The sequence below is a fragment of the Nocardia sp. NPDC047648 genome, from assembly GCF_040642815.1.
In the GTDB taxonomy this organism is placed as follows: Bacteria; Actinomycetota; Actinomycetes; order Mycobacteriales; family Mycobacteriaceae; genus Nocardia; species Nocardia gamkensis.
In genome coordinates this window covers 221,506-243,769 of record NZ_JBEYSX010000011.1, presented here as the reverse complement: position 1 = coordinate 243,769, position 22,264 = coordinate 221,506, and the positions used below count along the sequence as shown (strand labels likewise).

The following is a 22,264-nucleotide window of genomic DNA, read 5'->3' as shown; positions in this document are numbered from 1 at the left end:
GGACACGAGGACCTGATACCCACCCGGTCCGCGCGCAAACGGCATGGCGGCCCGAATCCCGCCCAGCCGGTTCGTCGCAGGTCAGCGCAGTGCGAGGGGGTCGATGTGCAACGCTTTCGCCAATCCGGCTTCGCCCAGCGCGGTGACGCGCACGGCTCGTCCGCTGCCGACGCTCTCGATCCACCGCAGCTCTTTCAGGCGGCGGCACAGCTGCGCGCCCGCCGAGCCGCCCAGATGGACTCGGCGTTCGGTCCAATCGAGACAGGGCCGCGCCACCGGGCGGCGGGTGGCGCGCAACGCGGCAGGGTCGATGCCCATCGGCCCGGTGAGCCACGCCGCGCCGGACCCGGTGAGGGCGAAACCACCGTCACCGCTGAGCAGGCCGCGCGCTGTCATGGCGTCGGTGACGGCCACGCCGAGGCGCCCGGCGAGATGGTCGTAGCAGGTGCGGCCCCTGGCCAGCCCGGCGGCGATGGTGGCGGTGCGCAGTCCGGTCACCGGTGCGGCGGGCGGGCCGAGATGGGCGACCATGGTCTCGAGCAACTCCGCGACCTGCGGGCCGGCCAGCCGCAGATAGCGGTGTCTGCCTTGCCGGTGCTCGACGACCAGCCCGCCGTCGCGCAGGCGGTCCAGATGCTCGGTGGCGGTGGACGGCGCGACGCCGGTGTGGCGCGCGAGTTCGCCCGCGGTCCAGGCCCGCCCGTCCACCAGCGCCAGGCAGATGTCGGCGCGGGTGCGGTCGGCGAGCAGTGCGGCCAAGCCCGCCAGTTCGGTTCCTCTGGTCGGCACCACACCATCATGGCGGGCCGTCGTTTCGGCGCCCACCGAAACGTTCCGTGGCTACGGTCGCGGCATGACTTCGTCTTCCGCGGCGGCGACCCCGCCGGCCATGTTCGAGATCTTCCGCGGCCTGCACCACCGCGACCGCCCCCTCGTCCTGCCGAACGCCTGGGACTTCGCCTCGGCCGCCCTGCTGGCCAACGAGGGATTCGCGGCGATCGGCACCACCAGCTTGGGCGTGGCCGCCGCGGCCGGGCGCACCGACGGCGCTGGCGTCACGAAGGCGGAGACGTTCGCCTCGGCCCGGCGCCTCGCGCGGCTGCCGATCCCGGTCACCGTCGACATCGAGGCCGGGTTCGACGAGCGGCCCGGCGCGGTCGCGGATTTCGCCGGACAGCTCGCGGCCTGCGGGATCGCGGGCGTCAACCTGGAAGACAGCCGCCTCGGATCGGCGCTCGCCGCGCCCGAGCACCAAGCGGCGCTGATCGCGGCGGTCAAGGAGCGCACACCGGAACTGTTCGTCAATGCTCGCGTCGACACCTACTGGCTGGGGCTCGATCACGGCTCCACCCACGATCGCGTACGCCGGTATGCCGCGGCCGGAGCCGACGGCGTCTTCGTGCCCGGCCTGACCGACCCGGCGCGTATCGAGCGGGTCGTGGCGGCCAGCGAAGTGCCTGTGAACGTCCTTTATTCGGCCGAGGGCCCGAGTCTCGCGACGCTGACCGAGCTGGGCGTGCGCCGGATCAGTACCGGGTCGCTGCTGTACCGGGCGGCGCTGTCGGCCGCGCTGGACGTCGCACGCGCCGTGCGGCACGACGCCTCCATTCCGCCGGGAATCGTCGGCTATGCCGAGATCCAACGTCTCTTGCCCGCGCCCGTCGAGGCTTCTCGCGGCTGTTCATCCTGAGCGAAGATTTTTTTCGGCGACGCTGTCGATCCGCCGGGGGCCCGTTCGTGTAGATGGTGCGACCGGCGCCGCGCCGGTCCCGGAAGGAGCGGAGATGAGCAAGATCATCGCGGTGGAGCACCTCACGCTGGACGGCGTCATGCAGGCGCCCGGGCGGACGGACGAGGACACCCGAGACGGATTCGCGCACGGCGGCTGGGCGCACCGGCACGACGACCCGGTGCAGGCCGAGGTCATGGGCAGGCACATGGCGGCGAACCGCGGCGCGCTGCTGCTCGGCAGGCGCACCTACGAGGACTTCGCGGGATACTGGCCGCGACAGGTCGGCAACCCGATGGCCGATGCGCTGGACAAGACCGAGAAGTTCGTCGCTTCCCGCACCGGAAGCGGGCCGCTGGCTTGGCAGAACTCGACATGGCTCGGCGGCGACGCGATGACGGCGGTCCCCGAGTTGCGGCGGCGGGAACCGGACCGGAATCTGGTGGTGCTCGGCAGTGGCGACCTGTTGCGCTCGCTGATGCGCCACGATCTGGTGGACGAGTACCTCCTGCTGATCCACCCCTTGGTACTCGGTTCGGGCCGCCGATTGTTCGACGGCGTGGCGCTGGGCGGCTTGCGGACGACCGACACGGTGACGACCGGAACCGGTGTCGTCATCGCCACCTACCGGCGCGGATGAGAAGGATGGCGCGATGAAGCACTACTTGCTCAGCATCTACCAGCCCGACGCGGGGGCGCCGGAGAACCTGGACGAGATCATGCGCGAACTCGGCGCGCTCAACGACGAGATGCGGGCGGCGGGTACCTGGGTGTTCGCCGCCGGTCTGCACGCGCCCGGCACCGCGACCGTGGTGCACGCTCGCGGCGAGGACGTGCTGATCACCGACGGCCCGTACGTCGAAGGCAAGGAGCACATCGGCGGTTTCACCGTCATCCGCGCCGCCGATCTCGACGAAGCGCTGGAATGGGGCCGCAAGCTCACCGCCGTCATCGGCCTGCCCGTCGAGGTCCGTCCGATCCAGGACTGACAGATGGACGAACCCGTGACCGGCTCGGTGATCGAAACGGTCTTCGCGCAGCATTACGGCCGTGCGGTCGCGAGCCTGATCCGCGTCTTCGGCGACATCGGCGTCGCCGAGGACGCGGTGCAGGACGCCTTCACCGCCGCCGTCCAGCGTTGGCCGGCCGACGGTCTCCCGCCGAGCCCGCCCGGCTGGATCATCACCACCGCGCGTAACCGGGCCATCGACCGCCTGCGCCGCGAGGCCTCCCGCGCGGACCGGCACGCGCAGGCCGCCCTCCTGCACGCCGAGGACGAGCCGGAGCAGGCGGTGAGCGCCGTGCGCGACGACCGGCTTCGGTTGATCTTCACCTGCTGCCACCCCGCTCTGGCGCCGGAGGCGCAGGTGGCGCTGACGCTGCGGCTGCTCGGGGGGTTGAGCACCGCCGAGATCGCCCGCGCGTTCCTGGTCTCCGAAACGACGATGGCGCAGCGCCTCGTTCGCGCCAAAGGCAAGATCCGCGACGCCCGCATCCCGCACCGGGTGCCCGCCGACGCGGACCTGCCCGCCCGGCTGCGCGCGGTACTCGGCGTCGTGTACCTGATCTTCACCGAGGGACACACGGCCTCATCCGGTACACAGCTGGTCAGGACCGATCTCTGCGCCGAGGCGATTCGCCTGGGCCGCTTGCTGGCAGAGCTGATGCCGGACGAGCCCGAGGTGACCGGCCTGCTCGCGCTGATGCTGCTGAGCGAGTCCCGCCGGTCCGCGCGCACCGGCCCCGACGGCTCCCTCATCCCCCTCGCGGAACAGGATCGCAGCCGATGGGACCGCGACCTCGTCGCCGAAGGGCACACCCTCGTCCGGCAATGCCTGCGCCGCAACCGGCCGGGGCCGTATCAGTTGCAGGCGGCGATCAACGCGGTGCACGCCGACGCGGCGAGCGCGACGGCCACCGACTGGACCCAGATCCTGCGCCTCTACGACCAGCTCACCGCGCTCACACCGAATCCGGTCGTCGCCCTCAACCGCGCGGTGGCGGTCGCCGAAGTGGACGGTCCCGCGACGGCATTGGAATTGGTGGACGCCCTCGCGCTCGAGCGATACCACCTGTTCCACGCCATCCGCGCGAGCCTGCTGGCCCGTCTCGGTCGAACCGCCGACGCGGTCGCCGCCTACGACGCCGCTCTCGACCGCACCGACAACGCGGCCGAACGAAATTTCCTGACGCGTCGGCGCGCCGAGCTCGGCAAAGGTGAACCGAACCGGTAGCGATGCGATCCGCGCTCAGGCCAGTCGGCCGCCGCCATCGACGTGCAGGGTCGTTCCGGTCAAGAAGGGATTGGTCAGCGCCAGCAGCGCCGCGGCGGAGATATCGGCGGGGCTGCCGACCCGGCGCGCCGGATTGACGGCCGCCACCTCATCGAAGAAGTGCTCTTTCCGCTCGCCCATGCCGTCCCAGACGCCCGAGTCGACAATGCCCGGCGACAGCGCGTTCACCCGGATCGGCGCCAGCTCGACCGCCAGCGCCTCGGCGAGGAAACTCACCGCGCCATTGGTCGTAGCCATCACCGTCCGTCCCGGCGCGGGCCGCCACGCGGCTACCCCGGAGAACAGCAGCAGCGCTCCGCCCGGCCTGATCCGGGCGCCGAAGTGCTTGCCGAGCAGGATCGGGCCGATCACCTTGGCGTCGAAGGCCCGCACGATCGCTGCCCGAGCCAGCTCGGCCACGGGCCCGTTCGCGTGGGACGCGGCCACTGACACCAGATAGTCCAGCTCACCGACTTCCTCGGCTGCCCGGACGACGGAGTCCTCGGTACCGAGGTCGATCCGGATCGCTTCGACCGCCGCACGGCGACCGCGGGCCGCGCCCATCACTTGCTCCCGTGCCGCGGCCACGGCGTGCTCGTCGCGGCCCGCGAGCACCACGGTCGCGCCCGCGGCGACCGCGTCGCGGGCGATCTGTCGAGCGATGCCCGATCCACCGCCGACGATGACGAGCTTCTTGCCGTCCAACGTGCCTGTCATAAGTGTTCCTCTCGGTAGGTGTGCTGTGCCCCACCGAGAGGAACGACCTGGGCGATCACCGTCATCCCGTCGCGGGATCGATAGTTTCAGGGCTTGCCATAGAATTATCGAATGCCTACGCTGCGTGCGCTGGAGTGCCTGATCGCCGTGCTCGACTCCGGGTCGGTGACCGAGGCCGCCGCTCGACTGCATCTGTCGCAACCCGCGCTGTCGCACCAGATCGCCTCGCTGGAGCGCGAACTCGGCACGCCGGTGCTCGAGCGGCTCCCGCGTGGGGTACGGGCGACGGCCGCGGGCCGTGCGATCGCCGCGGACGCACGCGCCGCGGTGGCTGCCGCCGAACGAGTGGTCGCGGGCGGCCGCGCCGTCGCCGCGGGCGCGACCGGGGAATTGCGCATCGCGTGCGCGGACAGCATGTCCGCGAGCCTGCTCGCTCCCGTGCTGCGCGTCTGGCATCGCCGTCGTCCAGAGGTACGCCTCACCTTGTCCGAGGTGTCCAGCGCCGACGCCATGGCCGAGATGGTGGCCATCGGCACGGCCGATCTCGCCCTCGGGCCGAGACCGTCGCGCTGGGAGGGCCACCTCGTCGTGATCGGGAACGAGGAGATCGTCGCGGCTTTGCCGGACGACGCCGGGAAGCCTCCGGCAGCGATGACATTGGCGGACATCGCCGAACGCCCGGTGGTGCACTACCACCCCGACAACGGCCTCAGCGCCTGGCTCGACGAAGTCGCCGCAGGACGAGGAGTGGTGCTGACCGCGGCGACCAGGACCCGTCAAGCCGGCACCGCCGCCCAGCTCGCCGCCGCCGGTCTCGGCACCGCCCTCGTGCCCACCAGCGCGCTGACCGCGACGTTCCCCGGCGCCGTCCGCAGCCTGCGGCCGCCACTGACGCGCGAGGTCGTCTGCCTCACCTCCACCCCGGGCGATCCCCTCGTCCGCCGATTCCTCACCGACTTGCACCGCCGCGGCGTCCCGGTCCCGAGCCCGATCGCCGCCCAACTGACGGCGCGGGAGTGAGATCGTCGCGCCGAGCCGCCTGCTCAGTGCTTGCGGACCACGCGCTCCCCTTCACCCGGCTTCCAAATGGTGATGTCGAGGTGGTCGCCGTCGACCTCCACCGTCGACGCCCCGGTGAGATCGGCGACGTAGAAGTGGTCGAACTCGCGCCCCCGGATGTCGAAACCGGTCGCGTCGAACAGGTGCTGGGCGAAGCGGACGTGCACGTCGCGGTCGGGCAGGTCGACGACGGCGCCGAAAAGTTTGGCGTCACCGTCGGACACATTCGTGTCCACGGTGGCGGTGTGCAGGCAGAAGCGTGGATCCCGAGCCAGATCGCGGAACTTGGTGGTGCCCGGCATTCCCGCGATCACCAGGAACTCCTCGAAGACGCGCGGTTCGACCGGGCTGATCCGCGGTGATCCGTCGGCCCGGATGGTGCCGAGCATGCAGAGATTGCCCGCCGCGCGGTGCCTGCGCGTGAATACCTCGGCGACGTGCGGTGCTTCTTCGGTGAATCGGCTCCAAGTGGTCATGACGAGGACGGTACGGCGAAACCCTGCCGTCTCGTGTCAAGGTTTGCGGCTAGTGTCGCCTGCATGCGGGCGAGTCGGCTGGTGCAACTGCTTCTGCTGTTGCAGACCCGAGGCCGGCTCACCGCGCCCGAACTGGCCAGGGAACTGGAAGTGTCGGTGCGCACCGTCTATCGCGATGTCGAGGCCCTTTCGGTGGCCGGTGTCCCGGTCTACAGCGAACCGGGCCGGGCAGGCGGCGTCCGGCTGGTGGACGGCTATCGCACCCGGCTCACGGGCCTGACCACCGACGAGGCCGACGCGGTGCTGCTGACCGGCTTGCCCGGCGCCGCCGCCGATCTCGGCCTCGGCACCGTGCTGGCCACCGCGCAGTTGAAAATGCTCGCGGCGCTGCCGCCGGAATTGCGCGGACGGGCGACGCGCATCGCCGAGCGGGTGCATGTCGACGCGCCGGGCTGGTTCCACCGGCCGGACGAGACGCCGACGCTCGCGACGATCGCCGACGCGCTCTGGCACGACCGCAGGCTGCGCGTGCGCTACGCGCGCAAGGACCAGGTGGTCGAACGCCTGCTCGACCCACTCGGCCTGGTGCTCAAGGCAGGCACCTGGTACCTCGTCGCTCGCAGCGGGCACACGCCCCGCTCGTATCGGGTGGGCCGGATCCGCTCCGCCGAGACGACCGGCGAATCCTTCGCCCGCCCGGCCGGATTCGATCTGCGGGCGCACTGGACCGACGCCGCCGACGATTTCGCGCGTTCGATGCTGCGCGTCCGGGCGCGCTGCCGGATCGCCGCCACCCACCTGCGGTTGCTGCGGCTGACGAACGATCCGGCGGCGGTCGCCGAAGCACTGGCCTCCGCCGGGCCGCCCGACGCCGAGGGGTGGGTGGAGGTGGTCGTGCCATCGGAGTCCTACGAGGTGCTCGCGCACGGCCTACTGCCGCTCGGCGAGTTCGTCGAAGTGCTGGACCCGCCGCAGCTGCGCGCACGGCTCGCGGCGACGGCCGCCGCCATGCACGCGCGCTACTCCGCGGACTCCGGCCACCCGGGCTCGGCTGCGCGGCAACCCGGCGGGTAGGCGCGCGTTTCTACCGTGCCCTGTCCGATGACGCCGATGACGGCAGAGCCGCGTCTGAGCGCAGCGTGCGGAAGAACTCGCGCACGTCCGCGATCAACAGATCCGGCGCCTCCATCGCCGCGAAATGCCCGCCACGATCGAACTCCGTCCACCGGACGATGTGGTGCGCCTGTTCGGCGAGCTTGCGAACGGACATGTCGCCGGGAAAGATCGCCGCAGCGGTCGGCACATCGGACTTCACCACCGGCGCGCCCCAGGCCGCGGATTCGCTGTAGAGCCGCAGCGAGGAGGCGAAGGTTCCGGTGAACCAGTACAGGCTGACGTTGGTCAGCAGCGCGTCCCGGCCCACCGCGTCGTCCGGCAGTTCGATCGCCGGGTTCGTGTACTGCCGGAACAGGTCGGCGATCCAGGACAGCAGCCCGGCCGGCGAGTCCTGCAGGCCGATCGCCAGCGTGTGCGGGCGGTTGGCCTGCACGGTCGCGTAGTCGTAGCGGGCGTAGCTCTCCGGGCCGGTCAGCGTCGCCAGCTTCGCCTGGTCCTCCGGGCTGTACTCGGCCTCCGGTGCATCCGGGGACCACTCGTCCGAAGCGGACGTCGCCGCCCCCCACGATTCGCCGTCGTCGCCGCTGCCCCAGGAGGGAATGGTGATCGGGCCGTTCACATGTAGGCCCACGACGTGTTCCCGAGCGATATGGCCCAACTGTGCGGCGATGAAGTATCCGGCGTCGCCGCCCTGCACGCCGTAGCGGTCGTAGCCCAGGCGCGCCATGAGTGCCGCGACCACCTCCGCGAACCGCTCGGTCGAGCCCGCGCCCGGATCCGGGGACACCTCGGAGAACGCGAACCCCGGCAGCGAGGGAACGACCAGGTGGAACGCGTCGGCGGGGTCGCCGCCGTGGGCACGGGGATCGCTCAGCGGCCCGAGCACGTCCAGGAACTCGACGAACGACGCGGGCCAGCCGTGACCGAGCACCAGTGGCAGGGCATCCGGCTCCGGCGAGCGCACGTGCAGGAAGTGCACGCGCTGCCCGTCGATGTCGGTGACGAACTGCGGCAGTTCGTTCAGCGTCGCCTCGACGGCACGCCAGTCGAATTCGGTCCGCCAGTACTCGGCCAGCGGCCGCAGGTAGGACACCCGCATGCCCTTGTCCCATCCCGCGCCGGGCAGGTCGCTCGGCCACGCCGTCTCGGCGAGGCGCCGGCGCAGGTGGTCGATCTTCTCCTGGGGGGTGTCGATGCGGAAGGGGCGAATGTCCGGTTCGGTTGTCATGTCGGCCACGGTAGGAAGCGCTTAGGACGCGATCGTTCCTATCTTTCCGGCATTCTGGCGTGATGCTGGAAACGTCGGCTCGCCTGCTCGCCCTGCTGACTCTGTTGCAGACCCGTCCCGACTGGACCGGCGCCGAACTGGCCGCACGGCTCGGAGTCACCGGTCGAACCGTGCGACGCGACATCGATCGGCTGCGCGAACTCGGTTATCCGGTGCATGCCACCCGGGGCGCCGCCGGATACCAGCTCGGCGCGGGCGCCGCATTGCCGCCGCTGCTGCTGGACGACGACGAAGCGGTCGCGGTGGCGGTCGGCCTGCGCAGCGCCGCCGGTGGCAGCGTGACCGGACTCGAGGAGGCGTCGCTGCGCGCACTGAGCAAGCTGGAGCAGGTATTGCCGCCCCGGTTGCGCCACCGGGTCCGCACGCTGCGCGGCGCCACCCTGCGCGTCGCGGCGCCGGTGCCCGAGGTCCATCCGGACACGCTCATGGCCATCGCCGAAGCGTGTCAGCGCCACGAACGGCTGCGGTTCGACTATCGCGCGCACAACGGAGCACTGGGCCTGCGCACCGTCGAGCCGCACACCCTCGTGCACTTCAGCAGGCACTGGTACCTGGTCGCCTGGGACGTGGAACGCACCGACTGGCGCACCTTCCGGGCGGATCGGATCACCCCGCGGATTCCGACCGGCCCACGCTACGCACCACGCGAGCCGCCGGAAGGTGATGTCGCGGCGTATCTTTCGATGCGGCTGTCGACCCGTGCCTGGCCGCATCAGGCGACGGTGCTCCTGCACCGCTCGGCCGATGACGCCGCCGACCGCGTGTGGCCGGGCACCGGCGTCCTGGAAGCCGTCGACGAGCACAGCTGCCGCCTGCACGTCGGCAGCGAGTCGCCGGAGCAGCTGGTGTGGATGATCACCTCGGTCGATCTCGACTTCACCCTGCTCGACGGCCCACCGGAACTCGTCGAGGCGCTGCGCGCCCATGCCGCCCGCTGCGTGCGCGCCGTGCGCGACTTCGGCGGCGAGCGCACCGGCTAGCCGCGCCAATCCAGGACGGCGGCGAGCGATCCGAGTTGCACCGAGTCGGGGATCGCCCGCACCAAGGCGTCGCGGATCGCGACGACGGGCGCCGACGACAGTTGCGCCACCGCGCCGATCCGGCGCGAGCGTGCGGCGATCATCCGGGTGCGCGGCCTGCGTTCCCGGTCGTAATCGGCGAGGTCACCGCCGCTGTCGGCCACCCTGGCCAGCACCACGGCGTCCTCCAGCGCCTGGCAGGCGCCTTGCCCGAGGGTGGGCATCATGGCGTGCGCCGCGTCTCCCACGAGCGCGATCCGGCCTGCGACGTAGCTCTTCGGCGTCGGCAGGTCGTAGAGGTCGTGCTTCAGCACCTCGGCGTCCCCGGCCGCGGCCAGCAGGGCGGGGATCGGGTCGTGCCATCCGCCGAACCGGGCGCGCAACTCCTCCACCCCGCCGCTTGCCTTCCCTGCGGGCATGTTCGCGGTGGCGAAGCAGTAGACACGGCCGTCCGCGAGCGGAACGTACCCGAAACGCTCACCGCGCCCCCAGCTTTCACCCATGTCCGTGACCGGCTCGCGCGGCGTGACGACCACCCGCCACGCGGTGTAGCCGCCGTAGCGGGGGCGGATCTCACCGCAGATGGTGCGACGCACGACGCTGCGAATGCCGTCCGCGCCGACGACGATGTCCGCGCTGGAGGTTCCGGCCGAGTGCACCACCGTGCCGTCGGCTCGGGCCTCGGCCACGGTGACGCCGGTGCGCAGCGCCGCCGCCGGTATCGCGGAGCGCAGGATGTGCACCAGGTCGGCGCGGTGCAGCATGACCGGGCTGCCGTACCGAGCCCGGATCGCCTCGGCATCCGTCCTGGTCAGCCACCGTCCGGCGCGATCACGGATGCCCGCCGCCCCCTGCTCGACGGCCCGTGCCCGCACCTCGTCGCCCAAGCCGAGGGCGTCGAGGGCGCGAATCGCGTTGGGCCACAGCGACAGCCCAGCGCCCACTTCGGTGATCTCGGCGGCCCGCTCGAGCACTTCGACGCGGTGACCCCGCCGCGAGAAGGCCACCGCGGTCGCCAGGCCACCGATACCACCGCCCACGATGAGCGCCTCGGCCATCGCTTCCCCTTTCTCCGCACCGCTCGACGAGCAGCTATCGCAAACGCTACTACAGATGTAGTGACAAGTAGCGGGAGCGTAATCGGTATCACTGCCCTGCCCTGGCGAGATGAATACGGGCGGCTCCGGTGCCGGACTTCGCCCTGCCCGGCGAACCGTTCGGAGCGTGCGCCGCTCGCACCGGATGATCGAGGAACGCGGAGGCCGAGCCGTCGCGAGCGCCCGGCATCGCTGTGGCCGAAGCTTCTCGTATACCGGGCAACCGCGTCGTCTAGAAGAACGTGTGCAGCAGATCGACCACCCGGGGCGTCTGGGCGTCGGCGTCGTCGATCACCGGGATCAGGCGCCATTTGTCGAAGGCGGTGCACGGGTGCGACAGCCCGAGCCGCACGACCGACCCGATGGGCAACTCCGCGGCGCCGACCGGAAGCCGGAGGAAGGCGTGCTGGTCGTTGAGCGCGGAGACCGTCGCGCCCGCGTCCAGCGCACCGCCCGCGACGCGTTGTGGAATCGGCAGCCCCTCGTCGAAAGGCAGATCGCGTTTGCCCGCGTCCAGCAGGGCGAGCCCCGGCTCAGGGCGCGAGAGGGTGCGTGCCCAGCCGTGCATCGCCGAGCGCAGCGGCCGCGCGCATCCGGGAGCCGCCAGCGGCGACATGCTCGCGTAGAAGCCGTCATCGTGGATGACGTAGGCGCCCGAGCGCAGGACGACCGTCGTCGCGACACCCTGCGCGCCCTGCTCGTCGGACAGCGGGGCGAGGTATTCGAGCGCCAGCTCCGGATAGGCGCTGCCACCGGCGGTGACGAGGGCCGGACCGCGGTATCGCCCCGCCGCGCGGAGTTCCGAGTGCAGGCGGGCGAGTTCGCCGAGGTAGTCGCGCACCGCGCGAACGCCGCTCGCGGTGCGGTCGTGGGCGAGCGCGCCCTCGTAACCACCGACGCCGGCGAGCGTCAGCCGGGACGCCGCGCCGATCGCCCGCGCCACGGTATGCGCCTGTTCCACCGTGCGCGCACCGGTTCGGCCGTGCGGGCCGCCGAGTTCCACCAGCACCCGGATCCGCGCCGGCTCCGGGGCGGTGCGCAGGTGCGCGTCCATCAGCGCGACCGTCTCGACGCTGTCGGCCCAGCAGACGAACTCGAAGGACGGGTCGCGCGCCGATTCCGCCGCGACCCAGCGCAATCCGACCGGATCGACCAGCGCGTTGGCCAGCAGCACCCGGGCGACGCCGAACGATCGGGCCACCTGGGTCTGCCAGATGGTGGCCAGTGTGATGCCCCACGAGCCCGCGGCCAACTGGTCGGCCCACACCTGTGGCGCCATCGTGGTCTTGCCGTGCGGCGCCAGTTGCACACCGGCCGCGCGCACCCAGTCGGCCATGACCGCGATGTTCGTCCGCAAGGCCGCGCGGTCGACGGTGAGCACCGGAGTCTCCAGCGAGGCGAGCGGCACAGCGCCGGTGCGGAATTCCCGGACGGTCAGCCCCCAGGATTCCGGTGGCATACCCTTGTGCTCGGGACCGATCCGGCGGTCCGCGAGCGCCGCGACGGCGGCTTCATCGATCGACACGACATTCCTTCCCGGCCCTGGGCCCTCGGCGGCTCAGCCCGAGTTGCGCAGCGCGGTGGCCAGGCCGTTCATGGTCAGCAGGATGCCGCGTTTCACCAGTTCGGAATCGTCCCCGGCGCGCAGGCGGCGCAGCAGCTCCACCTGCATCTGGTTGAGCGGTTCCAGGTAGGGGAAGCGGTTGTGGATGGACTCGGCCAGCGACGGGTTGTCGGCCAGCAGGTGATCGTTGCCGGTGATCGCGGCGTGCATGCGAACGGTGCGGGCGTGCTCGTCGCGGATCATGCCGAAGATCTGCTCGCGCAACGCCACGTCGTCCACGAGTTCGGCGTAGCGCGCGGCGATGTCGAGATCGCTCTTGGCCATCACCTGGGCCAGGTTGGACAGCACCGTGCGGAAGAACGGCCAGCGCCGGTACAGGTCCGCCAAGGTGGCCAGGCGTTGCGGGTCGCCGCCGATCCACTCCTCCAGGGCGGCGCCGGTGCCGTACCAGCCCGGCAGCATCACCCGCGCCTGACTCCAGGACATCACCCACGGGATGGCCCGCAGGTCCGCGACCGAATTCGTCGGCTTGCGCGAGGCGGGCCTGCTGCCGATGTTCAGGTCCCCCACCTCGGCGACCGGCGTGGACTGCCGGAAATATTCGACGAATCCAGGGGTTTCGTGCACCAGCCGCGCGTAGGCGGCGCGGGCGCGGGCCGCGAGGTCGTCCATGATTCCGTAGGACGGCTCGGCGTCGGCGCCGAGTCCCTCCACGTCCAGCAGGGTCGATTCCAGGGTGCCCGCGATCAGCGACTCCAGATTGCGGTGCGCGCTACCGGGTTCGGCGTATTTCGCGGCGATCACCTCGCCCTGTTCGGTGAGCCGCAGCGAGCCGCGCACCGCCCCGGCGGGCTGGGCGAGGATCGCGTCGTAGCTGCGGCCGCCGCCGCGGCCTACCGTGCCGCCGCGGCCGTGGAACAGCCGCAACCGGATCCCGGTCTTGCGGGCGACCTCGATCAGATCCAGCTCGGCCCGGTACAGCGCCCAGTTCGCCGCGAGGTATCCGCCGTCCTTGTTGGAGTCGGAATAGCCGAGCATCACCTCTTGGCGCATGCCTTGCGCGGCCACCAGATCGCGATAGACCCCCACCTCCAGCGCCGCGGACAGTGTCGCCGCCCCCGCGCCCAGGTCCTCGATGGTCTCGAACAGCGGGACGATGCCCACCGGGCAGTTCGGCGGCCCGTCCGGCTCCCCCGGGTCGAGCAGCCCGCCTTCCTTGAGCAGCAGGGCGGCCTCGAGCAGATCGCTGACCGAGGTGCACATGCTGATGATGTAGTTCGGCACCGCGGCCGCGCCGAGCGTGTCCACCACATCCCGCGCGGCGCGCACGATGCCGAGTTCCTTGGCGGCCGACTCGCTCAGCCGTGCGTGCGGGCCGAGCAGCGGGCGGCGGGTGCGCAGCTCGGCGGCCAGCAGTTCCACCCGCCGCTCCTCCGGCAGGCTCGCGTAGTCGGAGTGGACCCCCGCCCAGGTCAGCAGTTCGGCGACGACCTGCTCGTGCACTTCGGAGTTCTGCCGCAGGTCCAGACTCTGTAGGTGGAAGCCGAAGGTCTCGATGGCGTGGCGCAACGCGGCGAGGCGATCGTCGGCGAGCAAGCCGTCGCCGCTGCCCCGCAGCGAGGCGTCTATCGCGTCCAGGTCGTCCAGCACCGTCTGCGGAGTCGGATAGGGCCGCGCACCGGCATCCAGGCCGTTCGGTGGAACCTCGCCGAGCGCCGCCCGCGCGGTGGCGGTCAGCCGGGCCCGGACGTGATGCAGCGCCCGGCGATACGGCTCGTCGGCGTGCGCGGCCGGATCGGGATATCCCGTCTCGGCCAGCGCGGCGACCTCGGGCGTCACGGTGACCAGCCGGGCCGACAGCGACAGCGTCTTCTCCAGTTCCACCAGCTCGCGCAGGTAGCGCTCGAACGCGACGCCCGCGGCGCGGAAAGCGGCCTGACGCACCACATCCGCGGTGACGTACGGGTTCCCGTCGCGGTCGCCGCCGATCCACGAGCCGGGACGCAGCATCGGACGCGGCAGCAACTCGACGCCCGGCCAGCGCGAGCGAAGCGCGGCGCGCACTTCGGCGTTGATCGCCGGGATCACGTCGAACAGGGTGAGGTCGTAGTAGCGCAGACCCACCGAGATCTCGTCCTGGATGCGCAAGCGGGCCAGGCGGATCAGCGCGGTGCGCCACAGGCTCAGCACCTGGCGGCGGATCCGCAGTTCGAGGTCGGCCCGCTCACGCTCGTTCTCGGCGTAGCGCAAGCGCAGGCGCATCAACTCGGTGATCCGGGCCTGCGCGTCGAACACGGTGCGGCGGCGCGTTTCGGTCGGGTGCGCGGTGATCACCGGCGACACCAGCGCGTCGGCCAGCAGCTCCGCGACCCGGGACCCGTCGAGCGCCGCCGCGTCCAGTTTGCGGTAGGTGGCCGCCAGCGACGAGTCCTGTGGCGGTTCACCCGCCGCCTCGTGCGCGGCGCGGCGGCGGTCGCGTTGGATGTCCTCGGCCAGATTGGCCAGCAGCACGAAGTAGCTGAACGCGCGGATGAGCGGCAGGGCGACCGCGATGTCCACACCGTCGAGCATCTCCGCGACGGCGCTGCGCTCGACCTCCTCGCGGCGTACCCGGAACGCCTCGATGCGCACCCGCTCGATGAGGTCGAAGACCTCCGGCCCTTCGTGGTCGCGAATGGTGTCGCCCAGTACGCCGCCGAGGAAACGGATGTCGTCGCGCAGCGGCCGGATGGCGTCCTGTTCGATCTCGCTCATCGATTCGCCCATGATCAGACAGTATTGCCCTCCGGGCCGGGCGGGTATGCGACGCGGCCCACACCGGCCGCCCGCGGCTCAGCCGAGGAGTTCGGAGAAGCGCAGGTAGTTGCCCCACGGGTCGCGGAAGCCGCAGTCGCGTACCCCGTACGGCTGCGCGATCGGCTCTTGCGTCACCTCGACGCCCGCGTCGCGCAGCCGGGCGAAGGTGGCGTCAACGGCGTCGGTGGTGAAGATCAACGTGCCCTGCGCGCCGCTGGCGAGCCGGGCCCGCGCCGCCGCGCCGGCCGCCTCGTCGGGCACCATCTCGGGGGTCTCCAGAATGAACTCGATGCCCGGTTGCTTCGCCGGGCCGACGGTCACCCAGCGCCCACCGGCGAACGGCATGTCGGCCCGTACCTCGAGGCCGATCACGTCGCGGTAGAACTCCAGGGCCTTGTCCTGGTCACCGACCAGTACGGCGATGTGGGTGAGGGCGAGGTCCGCGCCGTTGCTCATGCTGCTGCTCCTTGTATTTCGTCAGGGTCGGGCAACAGTACAGACGACGCACGCGCGGCGAATTCATCGGCGGGCGCCGGCGCGCTGTCGCAGCCGGGCCCCTCGACCCCTACCTCAGCCCGCGTCTCGGGCGGTGAGGTGATCCGCACGGTGCGACAGGACCTGTTCGAGCAGCGACACCAGCACCTGCTTCACCGAATCACGTCGTCTGGCATCGCATTCCAGCACCGGGATCCACGTCTCGAGTTCGAGTGCCTCACGGACCTCGTCGAGCGCGAAACGGGTGCCGCCGTCGAAGCGGTTGACCGCCACGACGAAGGGCGTGCCGCGCGCCTCGAAGTAGTCCAGCACCGGATAGCAGTCGTCGACACGGCTGGTGTCCACCACGATCACCGCACCCAGCGCGCCGTCGACCAGGTCGTCCCACAGGAAGACGAAACGGTCCTGGCCCGGCGTGCCGAACAGGTACAGCAGCAGTGCGCTGTCCAGGGTGATGCGCCCGAAGTCGAGTGCGACGGTGGTCTGTGTCTTGTCCGCCCCGTGCCCCGCGTCGTCCACGCCGACCGCCACCTCGGTCATCGCCGCCTCGGTCACCAGGGGCTCGATTTCCGAGATGGCCCCGATGAACGTCGTCTTCCCGACGCCGAATCCGCCGCTGACCACGATTTTCACCGAGGACGGCATAGCAGGCGTGCGTGTGTCAGAGTGCCCGGACAAGGTCCCTGATCCTCTCGATGGCGGCGGCGGTGAGCTGATCGGCGGCGCGCACGGTCACGTGTCCGGTGGCGGCCAGGTCGCTGACGACGACCTTGGCGACCCCGATCGGGACGCCGAGCGCGGTGCCGATCTCGGCGATGGAATGCGGCCGCTGACACAACCGCACGAGGGTGCGCTGCTCGAAGCGCAGCGGTGCGGACAGCGCGGCGGGCTCGGCCCGCACCAACGTCTCGACGCGCAGTCCGTCCAACAGCGGTGTGGTGCGTCCGGCGGTGACCACGAAGGGACGCACGAATCGGTCGTCGCCCGGAGCCGGTTCGTGTCTCATCGCCGCAGCGACTCGCGCAGCTCGGCGATGAGCGCGGGGTCCAGCAGCGCACCCGCACGGTCGGCGAGCACCGCCATCTCGTAGCCGACCAGTCCGACATCGCAGCCGCTGTCGGCGATCACGCCGAGACAGCTGCCGCTGCCCATGGCGGACACCAGGAGGAATCCGCGTTTCATCTCGATCATGATCAACTTCAGCCCGTCGAAGGAATAACTGCGCGATGCGCTTCTGGCGAGCCCGACCAGCCCGGACACCATGGCGGCGAGCCGGTCGGCAGAAGCACGGTCCAAGCCGTCGGACATGGCGATGAGCAAGCCGTCCGAGGAGACCGCGACCGCCTCGCGCACACCGTCGGTGCCGCGGACGAAGTTGGCCAGCAGCCAGTCGAACGTGTGCTGGTCGGCGCCCGATATGGGGGTGGTCACCGGATCTCCTCTGTCATGGTCGCTGCGGATCGGAGTTCGTGCGCCGAGTCGGCCGCGGGCAGGCGGTGGTCACCTTCGGCGGCGTGCCGCGCGGGCGCGCCACTCTGATGGCCCGATCGGAAGGCCGAGAGCATGCCGCGGATCTGCTCGGGTGAGCGTTCGACCGCGAGGGCGGGCTCCGGCCGTGGTACCGGATCGGGACGAACGCCGGTAGCGGCGGCGCGGGCTTTCTTGTTGCGTTTGACCAGGCCGTTCTCGGTGCGCCGCACGGCGTCTTCGTCCGCATCGGATCCCGTTGCCGCGCGGAGTGTTTCGGCTGCGCCGAGGCTTGCCGCGGGCTCGGATCGTGCGGCACCGAACTGGGTGCGGGCCGAAGACCGCGCTCGAACCGCGGTGTGAACTCCGGCAGTCCGAGTGGGGCGCGCCATCGGCGAACTGGAATCGCCCTGCCCGGTGGAGCGCGGCGCGGGCTCACGCGGGTCGCCGCGCTGTTCCTGCTCCGTCTCGAGCATCCCCGGCGGCAGCGTCAGGCGCGCGACGATGCCGCTCACCGGCGACACGCTCAACTCGACCGCGATGCCGAGCCGATCGGCGAGCCTGCCGACCACGTAGTGACCGAGATTACGGGTCGGCGCGACGATGAAATCCTGCTCGCCGCGCAGTCGCGCGTTGGCCTGGGCCAAGTGACCCGCAGGCATGCCGACACCGTGGTCGACCACCGCGAGCAGGTATCCGTTCGGTCCGGCACGCCCGTAGATCTCCACGTCGAGATCCGGCGGGGAGAACGCCAGCCCGTTCTCGATCAGCTCGGCGAGCATGTGTGCCAGTTCGCTCGCCACGGCACCCGCGACCAGGACATCGTCCATCCGGCGCAGCACCACCCTGCGGTAGTCGTCGACCTCGGACAAGCCGGCGCGGATCACGTCGCTGAGCGGGATCGGTTCGGCCCAGCTGCGCGGACCGGCCTCGCCGACCAGCACGAGCAAGCTCTCGGCGTTGCGGCGCATCCTGGTGGCAAGATGGTCGAGTTCGAACAGATTCGACAGCGCCTTGGGATCGAGCTCTTCGCGCTCGAATTCGCTGATCAGGCCGAGCTGGCGACGCACGAGGTTCTGGCTACGGCGGGCCAGGCTGACCATCGACTCGGTGGTGTTGCGGCGCACCAGCGCCTGCTCCGACGCGAGGTCGAACGCGGTGGACTGCACGCGATCCAGCGCTCGGGCCACGGCGGCGATCTCGATGCCCGCGCCCGGCGGCGCTCGCACCGGGGCGGGCGGGTCCGGCGGCCCGGCGTCGGCGCCGGCGCGCCAAGCGGAGATCACCTCGGGCAGTCGGCGGCCCGCCACGTCGTCGGCGTCCGCCGCCAGCGTGGCCAGCGGCCGGACGATCGCGCGCACCGCGGCGACGACCAGCGCCACTTCTCCCGCGATCGCCGCCAGCGCGGCCAGCACGAACGCGCCGAGGATCAGGGCGGCGTTGCGGCGCAGCGCCTCCGCCCGTTGCCGGACGTCGTCGCCGACCGCCTGTTGTACGGTGCGCTGCTCGTCGATGACCGCGGTCATCCGGGCCCACCAGGTGATCGGATCGACCGGTCGTGCCATCGGTCCGGCATTGGAGGCGATCGCGATGTTCTCCGACTCGGCGGCCGCGATTGCGTCCGCACCGTCCAGCACGGCGTCCAGAAGCGCCTGTTGGGCCGGGGTCGCGTCGCGGGCGAACGCGGCCAGACCGGCCAGCTTGGCCGCCCGGATGTCAAGGAACTGCACGTACTCGCCCGGCCCGAAGACATCCGAGGCGAAAACGCCGTTCAGGAAGCCGCGTTCGCGGGCCGTCTGCTCCTTCGCCTCGCCCAGTGCGTGCAGCGCTTGCAGCCCGTGCCGGACCGCCGGGTCGGCGGCCTGGTCGAGACCGAGGGACAGACGGTTCAGCCCATCGATGGCGTCGGTGTAGAACTGGAACGCCACCTGCCGGGAGGTGCGCTGTGCATCGATCCCCGACCGGGTCACGTCCAAGTCGGTGAACGGACGGGCCGCCGTACGCACCCGCTCCGCGCCGGGCGGGCCGTCCGCCGACGCCTGCCGCAACGTGCGCAGGGCGCCGTCGACCGCGCCGCGCTGGTCGTCGACCGGCTGCCGCAAGCGCTGGTCGCCGCCGAGCAAGCCATTGGTCAGGCCGCGCTCGCGTTGCGTCTCGTGCACGAGATCCTGCACCGCCAGCGCCAGCGACACCGCGCCCACCGTGTCCCGGCTCTTGCGATACGCCTCTCTCTCGCGGGCGACCATCCCACCCAGAAGGGCGAGCACCAGAACGAGCGAGACGACGAGGATGCGAGCCAGCTGCCCGCGGATGGTCCGCGGACGCATGATGCCACTGCCCGGCATTCGGCGTTCACCGTCGTGAGCGCGGAGCGGGACAACCGTTGCGCCCCCGGAACTCTCCGGTCGTCGAGGTGACCGCACCACCCTCTGCTCCTCCGATCAGCCGCCGCGCCTGCTCCACAGCGAGCACACCGAAATCAAGGGCAAACTGTCACAGGGCCGCCGCGCCGTCAACGCGAAAACCGGACCAATCGGACAGTGTGCGGACTTCTAAACACACTGGCAACGAGGAGTTACGAGCACGACAAACCGACATCCGCGTGGACGCGCGAGCGGATGCCGGACCGTCGGCTCATCCCCGCCTTCGACCGCCGCAAACCCCTCCAGCGCGAGTCCGATACAGCGGACGGGTGCGCGGCGCGTTCACCAGACCCGCGTGACGGGAGCGCCCGGCGCCACGCTCAACCCGCGCTACGGGCGACGAGGTGATCCGCCCGGTGCGACAGCACCTGTTCGAGCAGCGCCACCAATACGGCCTTGACCGAATCACGCCGGCTGGCATCGCAATCCAGCACGGGGATCCAGTCCGCGAGCGCGAGCGCCGCACGCACCTCGCCGAGGTCGGCGTGGGTGCCACGGGCGCGGTTGACCGCGACGACGAAGGGCGTGCCGTGCTGCGCGCAATAGTCCAGCACGGGATGGCAGTCGTGGACGCGGCTGGTGTCCACCACGATCACCGCGCCGAGCGCACCGTCGGCCAAGTCGTCCCACATCCAGGCGAGGTCGTCCGCACCCGGGGCGCCGAACAGGTACAGCAGCAGGGAGCTGTCCAGGTCGATCCGCCCCACGTCGACGGGGACGGTTCTCGGCTTCCAGTCCGCCCGGCGCTCCGGGTCGTCCAGGACGACGATCGGCTCGGCCGCCTCCGCCTGGGTCACCAGCGGGCCGATCTCGGAGACGGCCCCGACGAACGTCGTCTTCCCGGCGCCGAGTCCGCCGCCCACCACGATCTTCACCGAGGACGGCATGGTCTGCTTTCGCGTGTCGCAGTGCCAGGACAATGGCGCTGATCCTCTCGATGGCAACGGCGACGCGCACATCACGTGTCGGGCGGCCCGGTCGCGGACGACGGCTTGCCGATCCCGATCGGGACTTCCAGCGCGGTACCGATTTCGGCGATGGAAATGCGACTGCCGGCACAGCCGCACGAGAAACGTGGTACCCGTCCTCGCCCGCCGCGAAACCTCGCGGTGCGACTCTGATACAGTCCGGCGCGACACACCGGAGGGCAAGAGGGCTGGATGGCGCACCGAATTACGTTGTTTCCCTTGGCAATAGCACTTGTGCTCGGAGCGGCCGCCTGCGGCGACGAGTCCGGCGGGGCACCGGCGACCACCACCACGCAGGCCGCGAGCACCGCCACCCAGCTGTTCGATCCGTGCACCGGCATCCCCGACACCGCGCTGACGAGCGCGGGCCTCGATCCGGCGAGCAAGCAGGTCGGTGTCGGCGGGGTGAAACAGCCCGGTTGGGAGATCTGCGGCTGGAAGGGCGCCGACTTCACCCTCGGCGTGTTCTCCAACGGCATGTCCGTGGCCGAGTTCGAGCGCAAGCCGGGCAATGTCGACTTCCAGGACGTCACGATCGGCGGGCGCACCGGACGCCAGTTCCGCGTCGACGACGCCGCCAAGGACCAGATGTGCGACGTGCTCTTCCCCGCTCGCCAGGGCCTGCTGCAATTGACGCTGGTCAACAAGACCACCGAGCAGAACCCCTGCGAACGCCTCGCGACCGTCGGCGAAGCGATCGTGCCTACCCTGCCGAGATGAAAAGCCCTGGGCCTCAGCCGCCGAGGATGTCGAGCACCTTGTCGGAGGTGTAGAAGGGGGCGAGGCGCTCGCGGATCAGCCCGGCGAGCACTCCTTCCCGCTTCGCGCTGTCGATGACCGCGGGCCCGTACCGCAGGATCTCCGCGGCGATGTCGTCACCGGTGAGACCGAGTTCGGGCAGCATGGCCGCCAGGGTGTAATCGCCGTACTTGGTGAAGAACACCTCCACGCACTCGTCCAGCAGCAGGCCGAAGTACTCCTTCTCGCGCGTGGTGACGGCGATCTCGTAGCACAGCAGCACCAGTTCGTTGAGGTCCTTGCGGCTGAGGTATTCGCGCAGACCGCTGACCGGTTCGTCGGCGTGCAGATCCCAGAACTCCATCGCGGCGGCGTGCACCGGCGCGTCGCGCAGCATCTCGCGGATGGCGTTGTTAGTGCGCTTGAGCGCGAACAGCGCGCCCTTGCCCGCCAAGTCGCCGACGAACGTGCCGTCGGCGGCCTTCTTGGCGCGATTGGCCGCCGACTGGCCCAGCGACATCAGCGAGGAGACGCCCGGGATCTTCTCGGCGCGCTCGCGGTTGGCCTGCATGAAGTCGTTGATCAGCTTGTCCACGAATTTCGACGCGACGGTGGCCACCAGCGGGCTCTCGGTGAGCCGGTCCAGGATGCGCTCCTGCGCCTGGTGCATGCCGAAGATCTTCTCCAGCAGCGCCTCGACCGGCTCGCGCTCGACCACCTCGCCGAGGGTGTAGTCGTTGTTGGTCGCGATGTGGTCGTAGATGGAGTCGGCGAACACACCGACCATGTCGGCGAACACCGGACTGCCGCCGATCAGCTCGACGATGGTGCGGACGGTCTGCTTGGCCTGCTCGACCTCGACGACGTCCCGGAAGACGATCGTGTCGGCGACTCCGAGGACCTCCTCGGTGTCGCGCGCGATCACCTCCGCGAAGCGCTCGCCGGTGACCTCGGCGAGCAGGAATTCCACCTGGGCGTCCAGTAGCCGTTCGGCGATCTCACGCGGCTCGCTCATCGAATTCCACCCATCTTCATCCGG

General features: G+C 70.8%; 22 protein-coding genes. 8 read left to right on the top strand and 14 right to left on the bottom strand.

The window, feature by feature from the left end; all coding sequences use genetic code 11:
* Nucleotides 1–81: 81 nt before the first annotated feature.
* Nucleotides 82–789, bottom strand: coding sequence for a winged helix-turn-helix domain-containing protein (locus tag ABZ803_RS23535; protein WP_357041872.1), 708 nt, complete (start codon nucleotides 787–789; stop codon nucleotides 82–84).
* A gap of 64 nt (nucleotides 790–853) precedes the next feature.
* Here ABZ803_RS23535 and ABZ803_RS23530 point away from each other — a divergent pair, with 64 nt between their 5' ends.
* The 4 genes from ABZ803_RS23530 to ABZ803_RS23515 all read left to right on the top strand — a co-directional run bounded on the left by ABZ803_RS23530 (nucleotide 854) and on the right by ABZ803_RS23515 (nucleotide 3,963).
* Nucleotides 854–1,690, top strand: coding sequence for an isocitrate lyase/phosphoenolpyruvate mutase family protein (locus tag ABZ803_RS23530; protein ID WP_357041869.1), 837 nt, complete (start codon nucleotides 854–856; stop codon nucleotides 1,688–1,690).
* 94 nt (nucleotides 1,691–1,784) lie between these two features.
* A complete protein-coding gene (locus ABZ803_RS23525; protein WP_357041866.1) occupies nucleotides 1,785–2,369 on the top strand; it encodes a dihydrofolate reductase family protein in 585 nt (194 codons plus the stop codon).
* 13 nt (nucleotides 2,370–2,382) lie between these two features.
* Nucleotides 2,383–2,718, top strand: a complete 336-nt coding sequence (locus tag ABZ803_RS23520) for a YciI family protein (RefSeq protein ID WP_357041863.1) — start codon at nucleotides 2,383–2,385, stop codon at nucleotides 2,716–2,718.
* Nucleotides 2,719–2,721: 3 nt separating this feature from the next.
* Nucleotides 2,722–3,963, top strand: coding sequence for an RNA polymerase sigma factor (locus ABZ803_RS23515; protein WP_357041860.1), 1,242 nt, complete (start codon nucleotides 2,722–2,724; stop codon nucleotides 3,961–3,963).
* 15 nt (nucleotides 3,964–3,978) lie between these two features.
* On the opposite strand, the gene ABZ803_RS23510 is transcribed toward ABZ803_RS23515, so the two are convergent.
* Nucleotides 3,979–4,719 carry an SDR family oxidoreductase gene (locus ABZ803_RS23510; RefSeq protein WP_357041857.1) on the bottom strand — a complete coding sequence of 247 codons (741 nt, stop codon included), beginning with the start codon at nucleotides 4,717–4,719 and terminating at the stop codon, nucleotides 3,979–3,981.
* Nucleotides 4,720–4,830: 111 nt separating this feature from the next.
* Between ABZ803_RS23510 and ABZ803_RS23505 the strand changes: the two genes are divergently transcribed.
* On the top strand, nucleotides 4,831–5,739 hold the full coding sequence (locus tag ABZ803_RS23505; RefSeq protein ID WP_357041855.1) for a LysR family transcriptional regulator: 909 nt from the start codon (nucleotides 4,831–4,833) through the stop codon (nucleotides 5,737–5,739).
* A gap of 23 nt (nucleotides 5,740–5,762) precedes the next feature.
* Here the strand turns inward: ABZ803_RS23505 and ABZ803_RS23500 are convergent, their stop codons facing one another.
* Nucleotides 5,763–6,254 (bottom strand): pyridoxamine 5'-phosphate oxidase family protein, encoded by a 492-nt coding sequence (locus tag ABZ803_RS23500; protein WP_357041852.1) that lies wholly within the window; start codon nucleotides 6,252–6,254, stop codon nucleotides 5,763–5,765.
* A 63-nt stretch (nucleotides 6,255–6,317) separates the two neighbouring features.
* Between ABZ803_RS23500 and ABZ803_RS23495 the strand changes: the two genes are divergently transcribed.
* The gene (locus ABZ803_RS23495; protein WP_357041849.1) at nucleotides 6,318–7,328 is read left to right on the top strand and encodes a WYL domain-containing protein; all 1,011 of its coding nucleotides are present in this window, start codon (nucleotides 6,318–6,320) and stop codon (nucleotides 7,326–7,328) included.
* Between the two features lie 10 nt (nucleotides 7,329–7,338).
* Here the strand turns inward: ABZ803_RS23495 and ABZ803_RS23490 are convergent, their stop codons facing one another.
* Nucleotides 7,339–8,598 carry an epoxide hydrolase gene (locus ABZ803_RS23490; protein WP_357041846.1) on the bottom strand — a complete coding sequence of 420 codons (1,260 nt, stop codon included), beginning with the start codon at nucleotides 8,596–8,598 and terminating at the stop codon, nucleotides 7,339–7,341.
* 62 nt (nucleotides 8,599–8,660) lie between these two features.
* Between ABZ803_RS23490 and ABZ803_RS23485 the strand changes: the two genes are divergently transcribed.
* A complete protein-coding gene (locus ABZ803_RS23485; protein WP_357041843.1) occupies nucleotides 8,661–9,638 on the top strand; it encodes a YafY family protein in 978 nt (325 codons plus the stop codon).
* Here ABZ803_RS23485 and ABZ803_RS23480 read toward each other — a convergent pair.
* The 9 genes from ABZ803_RS23480 to ABZ803_RS23440 form a co-directional block, all read right to left on the bottom strand.
* The gene (locus ABZ803_RS23480) at nucleotides 9,635–10,735 is read right to left on the bottom strand and encodes an FAD-dependent monooxygenase (protein WP_357041840.1); all 1,101 of its coding nucleotides are present in this window, start codon (nucleotides 10,733–10,735) and stop codon (nucleotides 9,635–9,637) included. The two genes, ABZ803_RS23485 and ABZ803_RS23480, sit on opposite strands and share 4 nt — an antisense overlap.
* Nucleotides 10,736–11,006: 271 nt before the next feature.
* On the bottom strand, nucleotides 11,007–12,299 hold the full coding sequence (locus ABZ803_RS23475; RefSeq protein ID WP_357041837.1) for an amino acid deaminase: 1,293 nt from the start codon (nucleotides 12,297–12,299) through the stop codon (nucleotides 11,007–11,009).
* Nucleotides 12,300–12,332: 33 nt separating this feature from the next.
* A complete protein-coding gene (ppc, locus tag ABZ803_RS23470) occupies nucleotides 12,333–15,092 on the bottom strand; it encodes a phosphoenolpyruvate carboxylase (RefSeq protein WP_357042036.1) in 2,760 nt (919 codons plus the stop codon).
* A 78-nt stretch (nucleotides 15,093–15,170) separates the two neighbouring features.
* Nucleotides 15,171–15,590, bottom strand: a complete 420-nt coding sequence (locus ABZ803_RS23465; RefSeq protein WP_357041834.1) for a VOC family protein — start codon at nucleotides 15,588–15,590, stop codon at nucleotides 15,171–15,173.
* Between the two features lie 114 nt (nucleotides 15,591–15,704).
* Nucleotides 15,705–16,274 carry an ATP/GTP-binding protein gene (locus ABZ803_RS23460; protein ID WP_040866111.1) on the bottom strand — a complete coding sequence of 190 codons (570 nt, stop codon included), beginning with the start codon at nucleotides 16,272–16,274 and terminating at the stop codon, nucleotides 15,705–15,707.
* A 16-nt stretch (nucleotides 16,275–16,290) separates the two neighbouring features.
* On the bottom strand, nucleotides 16,291–16,635 hold the full coding sequence (locus ABZ803_RS23455; RefSeq protein WP_040866110.1) for a DUF742 domain-containing protein: 345 nt from the start codon (nucleotides 16,633–16,635) through the stop codon (nucleotides 16,291–16,293).
* Nucleotides 16,632–17,048, bottom strand: a complete 417-nt coding sequence (locus tag ABZ803_RS23450; protein WP_357042033.1) for a roadblock/LC7 domain-containing protein — start codon at nucleotides 17,046–17,048, stop codon at nucleotides 16,632–16,634. Before ABZ803_RS23450 ends, ABZ803_RS23455 begins: the two co-directional genes overlap by 4 nt.
* Before the next feature lie 8 nt (nucleotides 17,049–17,056).
* Nucleotides 17,057–19,423 carry a nitrate- and nitrite sensing domain-containing protein gene (locus tag ABZ803_RS23445; RefSeq protein WP_357041831.1) on the bottom strand — a complete coding sequence of 789 codons (2,367 nt, stop codon included), beginning with the start codon at nucleotides 19,421–19,423 and terminating at the stop codon, nucleotides 17,057–17,059.
* A gap of 416 nt (nucleotides 19,424–19,839) precedes the next feature.
* The gene (locus ABZ803_RS23440; protein WP_357041828.1) at nucleotides 19,840–20,439 is read right to left on the bottom strand and encodes an ATP/GTP-binding protein; all 600 of its coding nucleotides are present in this window, start codon (nucleotides 20,437–20,439) and stop codon (nucleotides 19,840–19,842) included.
* A 267-nt stretch (nucleotides 20,440–20,706) separates the two neighbouring features.
* Between ABZ803_RS23440 and ABZ803_RS23435 the strand changes: the two genes are divergently transcribed.
* Nucleotides 20,707–21,207, top strand: a complete 501-nt coding sequence (locus tag ABZ803_RS23435) for a DUF3558 domain-containing protein (RefSeq protein WP_357041825.1) — start codon at nucleotides 20,707–20,709, stop codon at nucleotides 21,205–21,207.
* Nucleotides 21,208–21,220: 13 nt separating this feature from the next.
* On the opposite strand, the gene ABZ803_RS23430 is transcribed toward ABZ803_RS23435, so the two are convergent.
* Nucleotides 21,221–22,240, bottom strand: coding sequence for a hypothetical protein (locus tag ABZ803_RS23430; RefSeq protein WP_357041822.1), 1,020 nt, complete (start codon nucleotides 22,238–22,240; stop codon nucleotides 21,221–21,223).
* Between the last annotated feature and the right edge of the window lie 24 nt (nucleotides 22,241–22,264).